The sequence below is a fragment of the Aliivibrio thorii genome (genome assembly GCF_057368585.1).
The window spans coordinates 764,214-777,140 of record NZ_CM170655.1 but is presented as its reverse complement, the minus strand read 5'-3'; the positions used below and the strand labels follow the sequence as shown (position 1 = coordinate 777,140).

Sequence of the window (12,927 nt, the reverse complement as noted above, 5' to 3'; positions counted from 1 at the left end):
AAAAATAGTAGCGACAATGCTCATATTGATTGAGGATCAAATAGTAACATTATTTGGGTTTTTCATACGCCCACATAACCAATTTAGCGACTGATCATTCAAACTTAATTTGTTATAAACCATGCTATAAGCCACCTGGCCATAATCAAAAGGTAACGCTTTAATAACTAATCCTTGCGCTTGCTTTGCCGTTTCAGCCCATCTTTTAGAGCAGGTAAATAAAAATTCAGTTTGATGACAAAGAGTCGCAGCACTGCCAAAATCAGCCACTGAAATCACAACGTCTCTCGGCGTAAATTGTTGGCTTAAACACTGTTCAAAATAAGGCACATTTAATTCCTTATCAAAAATACCTACGTGTTTGTATGCTAAATAGTCTTCAACGGTTAATTCTTTATCAACTAGCGGATGATCCGCGCCCATTAAACAAACCATCTCATCATCAAGTACGGTTTCCCACACTAATTGCTTTTCTGTCGTTGGAGGCTGGCTTCTATCATGAGGCAACAAAATGACATCAACCTGACCATTTAATAAAGCATCAAACCCTAATTGCTCTTTAGAGTGAATTTCAATATGAGAATTAGGGGCTTGAGTAGATAAAATATCACTAATGATATAAGAGAATATTTCAAAGGTACTCTCACGCATAGAAAGAGAGAATTTACCTGAGAATGCCTGAGGTTCAAAAGCTGATTGATTTAGTAACCCATTCATGTGATTAAGAATTTTATGAACTGTCGAACCAATTTTTAGTGCGTATGGTGTAGGGATAAGTTGAGTACCGTCTCGATAAAACAGCTCATCCCCCAATAAAATACGTAATTGAGATAATGTTTTACTCACGCTTGATGGGCTCATACACAACACTTCAGCACTTTTCGTGACACTATGAGTCGATAGCATGACGTGTAAAGCCGTTAGTTGTTTAAAGTTAATACGAGAGAGTTGTATAAGATCCATAATACCTGATGAATAAATCGATTGTATAACACAAATTATAATACGAACCAGAGTAAATAGATGCGTAAAAATATCAGTAATTAAATCTGAAAATCACAGCATTCACATTTCCTAACAATACCCTGACTTGAACCTGAGTGATGATTCCCCTATTATCACGCCCTTACTCTTTGGGGAGTAGCCCGCTTTCTCGTTTTAATAATCAAAAATAAACAGAGAGTTCGTACATCAACATAATTGGTGCAAAATCACCATGGTGTGCGAGACAAGCCTGAGCAGCTTGTTCGGCAAGACCTTAGATTAACATCACGACCATTGGGTGGGCGTGAGGTTTTTCTATGGATCTTATAATTATAATCCCGCCCAAGTGAGTAATGTCGTGAGTGTATTAGCAATATCAATAACCACCATCGCACTAGCTGAAATCGGTGATAAAACCCAGCTTCTCTCTTTGCTGCTTGCCAGTAGATACCGAAAACCAATCCCTATTATTGCCGCGATCTTTTTTGCGACTATTTTAAATCATGCTTTAGCAGCATATTTAGGCGTGGTTGTCGCTGATTTTTTAACCCCTGAAACCTTAAAGTGGGCTCTCATTGTTAGTTTTGTAACAATGGCTGGTTGGGTGTTGATTCCTGACAAATTAGATGACGATGAAACCATCTCAAGCAGAGGCCCTTTTGTTGCTAGCTTCATTGCTTTTTTCATTGCTGAGATTGGAGATAAAACTCAAATCGCCACGTCTATCTTAGGAGCTCAAAATGCCGATGCTCTATATTGGGTTATTTTAGGTACAACCGTAGGTATGTTACTTGCCAATGTCCCTGTTGTTCTTATCGGTAAATTCTCTGCAGACAAGCTACCACTGACCTTGATTCACCGTATTACTGCTATCATATTCCTAGGATTAGCTATTGGTACTTTCTTCGGAATTTAACTCTCTTAACTTGTATTCTATTAATAAGCCCTTATCTTTGTAATATAAGCAGATCATCTTTTGGGTGATCTGCCCTCCTACTATCATAAGATGGAATGTATTATGAACCCAGTTATCGATACGATTTTAAACCACCGCTCGATCCGCTCTTTCACTAATCAACCTATCTCTAAAGAGCAATTAGGTACCATCATCAGCGCCGGTATTGCAGCCTCTTCTTCTAGTTTACTTCAAGTAAATTCTATTATTCGTGTTACCGATATAGATAAACGTAAAGCATTAGTTGAGCTTTCTGGCGGTCAACCTTATGTGGAAGGCGCTGCGGAATTTTTGGTTTTTTGTATTGATTTTCAACGTCACCATGAAATGAACCCAGAAGTAAAAGCGGAATATACAGAATTAACCCTGATTGGAGCTGTTGATGCAGGGATCATGGCGCAAAATTGCTTATTAGCAGCAGAATCAATGAACCTCGGTGGCGTATATATTGGTGGCTTACGAACTCACGCACAAGAAATGGATGATTTACTTGAGTTGCCAGATTACACCGCCGTTCTATTTGGCATGTGTTTAGGTCACCCTGCTCAAACACCACAGAAGAAACCTCGTTTAAGTCCAGAGGTTATCGTTCATGAAAATACCTATCAACAACTCGATAAAAACAAGGTCCATGAATACGACGACATCATGTCGACATACTATGCAACACGTACCAGTAATCAAAAACAAAGTTCATGGTCAGAGCAAATTACAGGCAAGTTGTCACAAGAGTCACGCCCTCATATCAAGGAGTACTTGAATAACAAAGGCCTAGCGATTAAGTAATCAAGAAATCCTTTACCCCTTCTTTTTTGGGGTATTTGTCCTCATTCATTTATGTTACGTTTCACTATCTTAATCCCGAGTTCTAGTTGTTAGTGCTTGGGATTCGTCATTTTTAAGCACAAATCTACAAAACAACTAAACTTAATAATTATAATAGTAAACCAATAAACGATGCTCACACGTTTATGATTTTGGTTTTACTGCATTTAAATAGGTAATGTCTTATGCTGTCTATCTTTGATATCTACAAAATTGGCGTTGGGCCATCAAGCTCACACACAAATGGTCCTATGATTGCTGGGTACAATTTCACACAATTAATCCAACCTCATTTAGCACAAGTTTCTCGTGTCCAAGTTGATTTATATGGCTCACTCTCTTTAACAGGTATCGGTCACCACACTGACCGCGCAACCATTTTAGGGTTATTAGGCAATCGCCCTGACACAATCAAGATAACCAGTGCAAATTTGGCAATGAAGAAAGCAATCGAAGATAAGATATTGCATATCGCGGGTGATCACGAAATCATCTTTGACTATGAAACCGACATGCTTTTCCATGAAACTAACTTACCATTGCACGAAAATGGTATGACGATTTCAATTTTTGATACGGCAGGCCAACAGCTTGCCATCGAAACTTATTACTCTGTTGGTGGTGGTTTTATTGCAACCGCAGATGAATTAACGAATGGTAAAAGCACCACTGATGTTGAGGTCGAGTTTCCCTTCAAATCCGCTGATGAGATGCTAGAAAAAGCAGAAGAGCAAGGATTAAGTTTAGGCGCTTTTGTACTACGTAACGAAGTTGCCTTCCAACCGATGGAAGCGATTGATGCAAAAGCCGACCAAATTTGGAAGGTAATGTCTCTTTGTATGGATCGCGGTTTTCAAACCGAAGGCATTCTTGATGGCGGCTTAAACGTGGTCCGCCGTGCGCCTGCATTATTAAAAAAACTAGAAGCAAACGCCTCTATTGAAAACGATCCAATGGAGATCATGGATTGGATTAACTTATTTGCCTTTGCGGTAAGCGAAGAAAACGCAGCAGGTGGACAAGTGGTTACATCACCAACCAATGGCGCCTCTGGTGTTATTCCTGGTGTATTGATGTATTACCATCGCTTCATTAAAGAGCTAGACACTAAACAGCTAAAAGACTTCTTAGCGGTATCTGGTGCGATTGGTATTTTATACAAAACCAATGCGTCGATTTCTGGTGCTGAGGTAGGTTGTCAGGGTGAAGTCGGCGTTTCATCCTCAATGGCAGCAGCAGGCTTAACTGCGCTTCGCGGTGGCAGTAATGAGCAAATCTGTATGGCAGCGGAAATTGCAATGGAACACTCATTGGGCATGACCTGTGACCCGATTGGGGGCCTTGTTCAAGTGCCTTGTATCGAACGCAATGCGATGGGTTCAATGAAAGCAATTAACGCGTCTCGCATGGCGTTAAAGCGCACAAGTAAATGCCTAATCTCGTTAGATAAAGTGATCGATACCATGTATCAAACGGGTAAAGACATGAACCGTAAATACCGTGAGACATCACTTGGCGGTTTAGCGTTAATTCACATGGCACCGCCGTGTGAATAATTTCACCTAACCAATAAATAAAAAAATCCAGAGTTCTCAAACGAGGCTCTGGATTTTTATAGGGTAAATTTGGTTACTGTTCTATCTTTTATACGGTGACACTATCGTATTCCCTGTCACTGCATGATGAGACACCATCACTAAGTCTTGGTATAAAGCTCGGATATTCTCTTCACTCAATACCTCATTAGGCTTACCTTCAGCCATCACTTCACCTTGATTAATCAAGATTAGACGATCACAAAACTCGGCGGCGGTATTTAGATTATGAATCGCAACCAAGGCAGATTTTCCATTTTGACACTCTTTATGGAGTACATTCATTAACTGGGATTCATGGCCAATATCCAAACTAGCTGTCGGTTCATCAAGCAGCATTAATGGCGTACCTTGCACTAATGATCGAGCAAAGTGAACTAGTTGCTTTTCACCGCCAGATAAGTCTGTCACGGTTCGAGCGCTTAAATGCCCAATTCCAACCATCTCTAACGCCGCTTTGCTTTTTTCTTTAATGACTATAGGCGAAATGACTTCTTGTTGCTGACGAGCATGAAACCCTAAACCAATAGTCTCCATTACACTGAATGGGAATGCCGCTTCACTGTATTGGGGTAAATAGCTCATGCTTAATGCTCGTTCAATATGAGAAAGAGTCGATAGCGACTTGCCTTTAATTGATATTTCACCCTGTGAATATGCTTGAAAGCCACTGATGCATTTCATCAAGGTACTTTTACCTGCGCCATTAGGGCCGATAATACCAACCAACTCACCTGCATTCACAGAAAAAGAAATATCTTTTAATAGCGTTTTTGAACCAACTTGATAACTTAGGTTTGATACATTCAGTAGTGCCGCTGTTGAATTCATCATGCTAAACGCCCTTTTCTTTGGAATCGAATAATCAAACCGATAAAGTAACAACCACCGATAAACGACGTAATGATCCCCGCTTTCAATTCATTTGGTGCGATAATCCAACGGCCTAACAAATCACATACAAGTAAGAAAATAACACCAAAAATAGCAGAGAACGGCAACAGTTTTTCATGCGCAGGCCCAACCAATAAACGCACCAAATGCGGAACCATTAAACCAATAAAGCCAATTGGTCCGGCTATCGCTATCGACATTGCGGTAAGTAAAGTAGCGAACATCAATAGTTTGAATCGGGTTTGCTTTACATTAAGCCCCATGCCGTGCGCACTTTCTTCACCTAATGCTAATAAATTCAATGCTCTGCTCTCTTTTAGTAACAAGAACGATACAATGATAATGACAGGCGTTGGCCATAATAAATGTTGCCACATACGGCCATCTAAGCCCCCCATTGCCCAAAAGACAAATTGGCTGACTTCGTATTGCTGAGCCATTAATAGCAACCCCATTCGTGCCCCCCCCAATAAACTAGAAAGTGCTAAGCCAGTTAAGATCAAAAACAAAATTTGAGACGACGAACTGCGAGAGGCTAAAACATAGATAAATGCTGATGCCGCCAATGCGCCAACCGTAGTAAAAATAGGTAACCACATCGGATTCATAAACGAGAAGCCAGATACAATTGCGATGACTGCCCCAAAACTACTGCCAGAGCTCACACCTAGCACATCTGGACTGGCTAATGGATTTTTAAATAAACCCTGAGTACAAGCTCCTGCCAACGCCAATGCACCACCAGCCAGAATAGCGGCGCACGCTCTAGGCAATCGAATGTGCATGACAATTGCAGAGGCTAATGGGTATTCCTTTGCTGCGAGCTCGCTGCTATTCATCAGATAACTCTTAAACATCGACAAAATATCGAGAACTGGGATGTGTACCGCTCCAAGGCTGAGATACGCCAAAAACAGACCAATAAACAGGCTGACTGAGATAATAATTTGAACTGAGGTTAAACGATAAAAAGGCATTAGAGTTTCTTATACGCAGAATGGTTAACAAAAAGAACTGCATCAATAATGTATTGGCTATAAACACTCCTTAATACATGAGGCATTTGATACACACGCCCTTCTTTAATAGCTGTGACTGATTGCAATGACGGATCAGACATCACTTCTTGTTTGAACTGCTCTGCGCCATTCTTATCACCATAAACCCATGCAGGGATAAACAATACATCAGGATTCAGTACAATCACCATCTCTTTTGATACAAGTACTTGGCCGTACTTATCACTAACAAGTCCTTCAATCGCATTATCTAAATCGGCTTGCTCTAATACTTCATCCCATGTTGAGTCTTGTCCGCTTGAGGTTCCCCACGGGTTGTAGTCTAGCGCTGTTAATCTTTGTTTTGGCTTAATCACATCTTGAGTTAATCGCGCTTTCATTTTGGCAACAACTTTTTTAGCCGCTTCGCTTTTGTTAACTATCTCGCCAACACGTAAGATCTCAGTTTCAATCTCTGTAATTGTTTTAGGTGTTTGAATTCGATAAACAGGAATACCTGCACTTTCAATAATGGCTAATTTTGATGCGTCACTCCAATTGGCCGCAAACACAATGTCAGGACGATTTGCGATGATCATTTCAACATTCAGTGCTAACAACGGGACTGATTTTGGAAGAATGTCTTTTACCGCTGAGTAATTGGGGTTGTTTGCTAAATCAGTCAAACTAGATAGTGAACCATCATCCACCAGTTCAAGTAAAACCGCATCGGTAAAAAGAGTTTTAGATGAAATTTTTGTTGGTTCTTGTTCGATAATGACTTGTTTTCCTAAACCATCAATTAAAGACAGTGGATACACTGTTTCTGCTATTGAAGGTAACGATACAAGTAAAGATGAAATAATAAAAAAATACTTAAACGCCGGCCAATGCATGGCTACTCCTGTAAATCGCGTACCTAATAAAATGGCTTACGTCATTGTAAACCTGACCTTCGTATCTGACTTAAATACACCTAGGTATTCTCACAGTGGCGCGCCCGTTACGGACTTTCACCGTATTCCGAAGATAAGCGGTATTGTACTTTGCTGTCGCGATATATTCTATCTTTATACTTTCAAACCCTTTTTTATTAGAGTTAAACCATGGTAATAAAAGCAATTTCTTTCTATAGTTACTCTCCTATGGGATATATTGTGCAAAGGATTAAAAATGAAATACACGCTACTGCTTCTACTCACCCTGTTTACTTCTGTTAGTTTTGCCAATACCGAAGAAAAAATTGCCCCACCTCTTATCAGTATTAACGCCATGATTGATATTAAAGGCATTGAGCAGTCTGCAGAACAAGGCGCCCAAGCAATGCAAAAGATGGCAAACTCTCTTGAACTCATCGCACAAAATAGAAATCTCACCCCAGAGCAGCAACAAAATATTCATAGGACGATAGAAAACATTAATAACCTTGTCGATGTATCATCTAACTCTCTTCAATCGTTACCCACTTTTTTAAAAGAATCAAAAGAGACTCTTTCTACAACCAGCACACAATTCTTTGATGACCTCACTTTTAAAGTCATTTTGTTACTCGCTATCGTGGTACTTGCTTTAGTCGCGATTATTGCCTGCTTCTATTGGTTTATCCTTCGTCCGTTACAAAACACCTTATTACAAGCGACTACTAATATTTCAACCATGGCAAAAGCCATCGAGAATTCAGCCCTATCTCTTGAAATGACCAATAAAAATCACGACAACATTTTACAATTACTAGGCCAAGAAAAGGATAATCAATCCTAGAGTAGACGTGATAAAGTACCTTCATTCTTTATTGATAACTAAGTGATTTAATTATGGCATTAAAAGCATCAGGTGTGGTTGGTGAGCTTTCATACCCTTTCATTTTTGAAGACAGTCCATTGTGTGATTTTGAGATTTTAACCGATGAGCTATGTGCCTATACAGGCTTAGCACTCTCTCAAATCACTCATGCACAAGTAAGAGAATCTCTAGAGCGTTTACAACCAAAGATATTTCATTTAAATGGTTCAATACGTGGAAAATGCGGTATTTTTGAAGAAGACGTACAAGAACTACTCGCTGAAATGCTCGCTTTTAAAGAACAAGTAGAAGATAAAGGAAAACGCTTTGTCCTTCCAAGAGGGACTGGGGCTGTGATCCAATTACACCAGTGTCGTAGCCTAAGTAAAAAAGTAGTTCGCGCTTTGGTTCAAGTCGATAAATTAACCACAAAGAAGATACCAGAAACCCTACCTCGCTTTGCCAATGTATTAGCTAACTACTATTTCGTACTAACACGCGTATTAAACCAAGATGCAGGTATAGAAGAACCAGAATACATTAGCATTAATTACCCAATGCCATCAAAATCCACTTCAATTTAAATTAAAAGCATTCGCTTTCTAGACTAAATAGAAATAAGAAAGCCAATGCTTATATTCAACCCTTAATAACAATAAAATTAATAATGATTATTGTTACAGTTGTGCAATATATGTAACTGCAGTTAAAAGTAAGGTTTAATTTAGAATATTCCCTACTTTCATAGTAATAAAGCTCAATTAATATTCACTTAACTATTCTATAAGCATTGATAGCAATCATTATATATTATAAAGTTCCTCTCACGGTTATTTTCCAAATTTAGTGATTTCCACCTCAAAATCGAGCCTGTTTTCACTAAGTTCTTTAACATTTGTTAATTTTTTGTAAGTGAATGAAGTAATGAAATTAAATAAGCCTACTAAATTCTTTTTTTGGCCACGCTTTATCGTTTTATTCTTACTGTTTTTTACATTGCTATTCTCTGCTTTTTATTTTTATAAGTATTCAGAAAACGAAATCTCTATTAATAAAATCAAATCTGAGCAAAAAGCAATTATTGCTGCACAGAAGAAATATATTTCAATGACACTTGATAGTATTGGACAAGATTTACTGTTACTGTCTGACTTTATTGAAATCCATCACGCTTACAGTGGCCGAAATAAAAAACTTACTGAACTTGCAGAGTTAAATACCCTTGCCTTAAGTTTACGTAAGGGACTCTATGATCAGCTTCGTTATCTTGATCTTCAAGGTAATGAAATTATTAGAATTAACTATAATGACGGTATCCCTTCGATTGTTCCAAAAAAACAATTACAAAATAAAGCTGATCGTTACTACTTTAAAGACAGTTTAAAATTACATGATGGCGACGTTTATATCTCTGCGCTTGATCTTAATGTCGAGCATGGTGAAATTGAATTGCCTCATAAGCCTATGATCCGCCTTGCAACTCCGGTCTATGATAAAGAAGGCCGCAAGCGTGGCATCGTGATTTTAAATTACTTAGCTGAGCATCTACTTGATGGTTTAAAAATCTTTAATCTAAATGATAAAGATCACCACATGCTCATTAACAATAATGATTATTTTCTATTCTATGATCGTCGTCCTGAGCTTGAATTTGCCTTTATGCTCCCTAATCATGAGCATAAAAAGTTTTCTGATATTTACCCAAAAACATATGATTGTATAAATAATAAAGATTATGGCCAACTCACGCTAGATACCGGTGTATTAACATTTAACTCTGTTTTTTCTTACCCTAAAAATATAGATTCATTAAAAGAAGTTCATATAATAAAACAAGACACTTGTTGGCGTTTAATCACTTTCGCTCCACATTCAAATCAATGGTCATTAAAAAATGTATCAGCCAATGACTTGTATATTTCATTAAGTATCATCTTATTCTCATTCGTGATGGCCTATGTTATTGCTCGATTACAACTAAAAAAATCTATCGACCATAATGAAATTAGAAAATTAGCCCATCACGATAGTTTAACGGGATTAATTAACCGTGGTTACTTTAAGAAATTATTCCATTGGAAAATGCAAAACGCACGACGAACTGGCACAAAACTCGCGCTGATCTATATTGATCTGGATGGATTTAAAGATCTTAATGACAGCTTTGGCCACAGTGTCGGAGATCTTGCATTAAAAGCCGTGTCTAAGAATCTAGAGTATGCATTTTCAGTTAATGCGTATGTTTCTCGAATTGGAGGAGATGAATTTGCGATCCTCATTTATGATTTTGAAGATACAAAAAACATTATTTCACAAGTTGAAGCTTACCTGTATTTATCTCATCGACCACTAACTCTTGATGGTGAACAACACATGCTAAACACAAGTATTGGTGTTGCCTTCTACCCTGAGCATGGTTCAAACATTAATGACTTAATGCATAATGCAGATGAAGCCATGTATTACATTAAGCGTTCAGGTAAAAATGGGTTCCAAATATTTAACGCTTAATCTTTTCCTTTATGCCCACACTGTCTTGGTGTGGGTATAATGATACAAACGCCAACATAACCAAAAAATCACACCATATAATACACCAGCACCTAATATCACTCTTTCCCATCCACCGTGTTGCCAGAAATACATCAAATAAAAGCCACCTAAACTACCACTAACATAATAATGAACTAGATATAAAGCCGTTGCTGTAGATTTTGCGGTTTCCGCTTGCTGACTAACCCAACCATAAGCTAAAGAGTGAGTAAAAAAAGCACCAAAACTAAGTACATTCAACCCTATAATGATCATAATAAGTGACTCATTACTAGCAATGAACATCCCCAATAAGCTTAATAATGACCCAACAAACATCCCTGATACCGAACTAAAATGTTGGCACCACAGCCCTACTAATCGAGAACTAACAGTACCAGATAAATAACAGAGGAAAATCATAGAAGCAATACTAATAGGTAACACATAAGGCGCACCGACTAAACGAAAACCTGTCACTGTGTATAGATTAACAAATAAAGCAAAGTTCACCCCACCAATCAACATAGCAAACAGAATCTTTTTATTTCTAAGATGTTGAAAGATAATTCGATGATATTGAGATAATTCCGGCATTTTAGTGCTAGATTGTGTCTCTTTAGGAAGAACAAAAGCGACCACAATAGCGCCTACTAAGCTAAGTATTGCCATACTAATAACTGCGGTCTGCCAATCAAAGTGATCAGTTATCATTCCCCCAAAAATACGTCCCGAGATCCCACCTAATGAATTAGCGCTAATATAAGCACCAATCGCATGACTAAATGCCTTTCCCGAAAACTCTTCAGCCATGTAAGCAACTGCCACCGCAGTAAATCCACCTAAAGCAAAGCCCATTAGTACGCGACTTATGATGAGTAATATCAGATTATCCGTAAGCAATGACGTCAAACCAATCGCGGGCAGTAAAAATAAACTAATCAATAATACTCTACGTCTGCCTATTATCTCAGAAACAATAGCCCAAGGTAATAGCATTAAAGCGAGAGTAAATGTACCTGCTGCTAATAACCAATTAATTTGAGTTGCTGAAACAGAAAAATGAACAGCTAAAACAGGTAGCATAGGCTGAAATAAATATAGGTTACAAAATACCAAAAACGATCCAAAGGCCAATCCTGCACTCACTTGGTAATAAGCTCGGCTACGAAATTCAATCATCTCAGTGATCATCATCAGGAAAACAATATCAAAACAGTAGCAAGTTCATTGAAATAGTGAAAATATATAATAATTATTAATTTGATAGTTTTTAGTTATGGTGAGTAATTAAGATGGATACAAGATTATTGAAGTATTTTGTTGCGGTTGCCGAGCACCAAAACATTACTCATGCAGCAAATGCGTTATACATTGCCCAACCTGCATTAAGTGTTGCTATCAAAAAACTTGAAGGTCAGCTAGAACTGGAACTTCTTCGTCGTCATGAACGCAGAATAACCCTTACTCATGAAGGAGAAACCTTACTTAAACACGCCAAACTTATCCTACAGCAGTTGGATGATGCAACTTTAGCTATGAAAGAACTAAGAGGACTAGAAAAAGGAGAGGTTCGATTGGGTGTGCCTAGCATAATGGGAACCTATTATTTTCCTGATGTACTGATGGCCTTTAAAAGCCGCTATCCTAAATTAAAACTCACAATGGTAGAAGCAGGCGCTCAATCAATTCAAAAAATGTTACTTGATGGGGAAATTGACCTTGGTATTACTCAAGTAAGAGATTTACCTGACGCCCTCGATTCTGACCATTTATTACGTTCTCAAATGGTGGCAGTAGTCAGCCCTGAACATGAGTTTGCAACCAAAAAAACATTATCATTCAAAGAGTTTTTCTCTCAAGAACTCGTTATGTTTAAGCAAGGATATTTTCATCGTGAAAGGTTAGACACCATTTGCCAACAGAAAAATCTAACCGCAAATTTTTCTTTTGAAACCAACTTATTACCTGTGATTTTAAAAATTGTAAAACGAGACTTCGCCATTAGTGCCTTGTTAGAGTTAGCCACCGCAAACGAGCCAGATATTATCTCTATCCCTTTTAGTGAACCTCTTTTTCTTGATATTTCGATTGCATGGAGAAAGAACGGTTACCTATCCAAAGCCGACAGAACCTTCTTAGACTTTGTAAAACAAAACCACTAGTACTACCTTAAGAAGCACGAAAAGTTCCCTAAATTTATACCTCATAAATGAAATGTATGACTACAAAATCCGGTACTGACATTCATGAAAATAAATGAAATATTGAATACCAGCTTAGCTTTTAACATCAAAAAAATAAAAATGATGAAAGCAATATAGGCCAAACCACAGCCGTTCAATGTGAAATGTTAGCCAAA

12 protein-coding genes and 1 riboswitch are annotated in these 12,927 nt (G+C 38.1%); of the genes, 7 read left to right on the top strand and 5 right to left on the bottom strand.

The genetic code is table 11. The features are described from left to right. Positions 1–36: 36 nt before the first annotated feature. Positions 37–963: a LysR family transcriptional regulator gene (locus tag AC2IP4_RS17585; protein ID WP_486310777.1), complete on the bottom strand. Its 927-nt coding sequence runs from the start codon at positions 961–963 to the stop codon at positions 37–39. 160 nt (positions 964–1,123) lie between these two features. After that, a riboswitch (yybP-ykoY riboswitch) is annotated at positions 1,124–1,249 on the top strand. Between the two features lie 93 nt (positions 1,250–1,342). On the opposite strand from AC2IP4_RS17585, the gene AC2IP4_RS17580 reads away from it, so the two are divergent. The 3 genes from AC2IP4_RS17580 (at position 1,343) to AC2IP4_RS17570 (ending at position 4,320) form a co-directional block, all read left to right on the top strand. After that, on the top strand, positions 1,343–1,900 hold the full coding sequence (locus AC2IP4_RS17580) for a TMEM165/GDT1 family protein (RefSeq protein ID WP_375319890.1): 558 nt from the start codon (positions 1,343–1,345) through the stop codon (positions 1,898–1,900). Between the two features lie 102 nt (positions 1,901–2,002). Beyond that, complete coding sequence (gene nfsA, locus AC2IP4_RS17575) at positions 2,003–2,725, top strand: oxygen-insensitive NADPH nitroreductase (RefSeq protein WP_486310776.1); 723 nt, start codon at positions 2,003–2,005, stop codon at positions 2,723–2,725. Between the two features lie 224 nt (positions 2,726–2,949). Continuing rightward, entirely contained in the window at positions 2,950–4,320 is a 1,371-nt protein-coding gene (locus AC2IP4_RS17570) for an L-serine ammonia-lyase (RefSeq protein WP_375319892.1), read from the top strand. Between the two features lie 81 nt (positions 4,321–4,401). Here AC2IP4_RS17570 and AC2IP4_RS17565 read toward each other — a convergent pair whose 3' ends face one another. From AC2IP4_RS17565 to AC2IP4_RS17555, 3 genes are read right to left on the bottom strand one after another with little or no spacing between them, the layout of a single operon-like run. Then, positions 4,402–5,193, bottom strand: coding sequence for an ABC transporter ATP-binding protein (locus AC2IP4_RS17565; protein ID WP_486307332.1), 792 nt, complete (start codon positions 5,191–5,193; stop codon positions 4,402–4,404). Next, positions 5,190–6,230, bottom strand: a complete 1,041-nt coding sequence (locus tag AC2IP4_RS17560; RefSeq protein WP_375319894.1) for a FecCD family ABC transporter permease — start codon at positions 6,228–6,230, stop codon at positions 5,190–5,192. Before AC2IP4_RS17560 ends, AC2IP4_RS17565 begins: the two co-directional genes overlap by 4 nt. Then, positions 6,230–7,147, bottom strand: coding sequence for an ABC transporter substrate-binding protein (locus AC2IP4_RS17555; protein WP_375319895.1), 918 nt, complete (start codon positions 7,145–7,147; stop codon positions 6,230–6,232). The genes AC2IP4_RS17560 and AC2IP4_RS17555 overlap by 1 nt, the downstream gene beginning before the upstream one ends. Before the next feature lie 277 nt (positions 7,148–7,424). Between AC2IP4_RS17555 and AC2IP4_RS17550 the strand changes: the two genes are divergently transcribed. The 3 genes from AC2IP4_RS17550 to AC2IP4_RS17540 all read left to right on the top strand — a co-directional run bounded on the left by AC2IP4_RS17550 (position 7,425) and on the right by AC2IP4_RS17540 (position 10,544). Beyond that, positions 7,425–8,012 carry a hypothetical protein gene (locus AC2IP4_RS17550; RefSeq protein WP_375319896.1) on the top strand — a complete coding sequence of 196 codons (588 nt, stop codon included), beginning with the start codon at positions 7,425–7,427 and terminating at the stop codon, positions 8,010–8,012. Between the two features lie 53 nt (positions 8,013–8,065). Beyond that, positions 8,066–8,617: a cobalamin adenosyltransferase gene (locus AC2IP4_RS17545; RefSeq protein WP_375319897.1), complete on the top strand. Its 552-nt coding sequence runs from the start codon at positions 8,066–8,068 to the stop codon at positions 8,615–8,617. Between the two features lie 340 nt (positions 8,618–8,957). Continuing rightward, positions 8,958–10,544, top strand: coding sequence for a diguanylate cyclase domain-containing protein (locus AC2IP4_RS17540; protein WP_375319898.1), 1,587 nt, complete (start codon positions 8,958–8,960; stop codon positions 10,542–10,544). A 9-nt stretch (positions 10,545–10,553) separates the two neighbouring features. Here AC2IP4_RS17540 and AC2IP4_RS17535 read toward each other — a convergent pair whose 3' ends face one another. After that, the gene (locus tag AC2IP4_RS17535; protein WP_486310775.1) at positions 10,554–11,747 is read right to left on the bottom strand and encodes an MFS transporter; all 1,194 of its coding nucleotides are present in this window, start codon (positions 11,745–11,747) and stop codon (positions 10,554–10,556) included. Positions 11,748–11,860: 113 nt separating this feature from the next. Here AC2IP4_RS17535 and AC2IP4_RS17530 point away from each other — a divergent pair, with 113 nt between their 5' ends. Then, the gene (locus tag AC2IP4_RS17530) at positions 11,861–12,730 is read left to right on the top strand and encodes a LysR family transcriptional regulator (RefSeq protein ID WP_375319900.1); all 870 of its coding nucleotides are present in this window, start codon (positions 11,861–11,863) and stop codon (positions 12,728–12,730) included. The last annotated feature ends 197 nt before the right edge of the window (positions 12,731–12,927 follow it).

Bases quoted from the DNA above. Each gene is read 5' to 3' on its own strand.
- AC2IP4_RS17585 (WP_486310777.1), bottom strand. From the start codon at position 963: ATGGATCTTATACAACTCTCTCGTATTAACTTTAAACAACTAACGGCT.
- nfsA (WP_486310776.1), top strand. From the start codon at position 2,003: ATGAACCCAGTTATCGATACGATTTTAAACCACCGCTCGATCCGCTCT.
- AC2IP4_RS17570 (WP_375319892.1), top strand. From the start codon at position 2,950: ATGCTGTCTATCTTTGATATCTACAAAATTGGCGTTGGGCCATCAAGC.
- AC2IP4_RS17565 (WP_486307332.1), bottom strand. From the start codon at position 5,193: ATGATGAATTCAACAGCGGCACTACTGAATGTATCAAACCTAAGTTAT.
- AC2IP4_RS17560 (WP_375319894.1), bottom strand. From the start codon at position 6,230: ATGCCTTTTTATCGTTTAACCTCAGTTCAAATTATTATCTCAGTCAGC.
- AC2IP4_RS17555 (WP_375319895.1), bottom strand. From the start codon at position 7,147: ATGCATTGGCCGGCGTTTAAGTATTTTTTTATTATTTCATCTTTACTT.
- AC2IP4_RS17550 (WP_375319896.1), top strand. From the start codon at position 7,425: ATGAAATACACGCTACTGCTTCTACTCACCCTGTTTACTTCTGTTAGT.
- AC2IP4_RS17545 (WP_375319897.1), top strand. From the start codon at position 8,066: ATGGCATTAAAAGCATCAGGTGTGGTTGGTGAGCTTTCATACCCTTTC.
- AC2IP4_RS17540 (WP_375319898.1), top strand. From the start codon at position 8,958: ATGAAATTAAATAAGCCTACTAAATTCTTTTTTTGGCCACGCTTTATC.
- AC2IP4_RS17535 (WP_486310775.1), bottom strand. From the start codon at position 11,747: ATGATTGAATTTCGTAGCCGAGCTTATTACCAAGTGAGTGCAGGATTG.
- AC2IP4_RS17530 (WP_375319900.1), top strand. From the start codon at position 11,861: ATGGATACAAGATTATTGAAGTATTTTGTTGCGGTTGCCGAGCACCAA.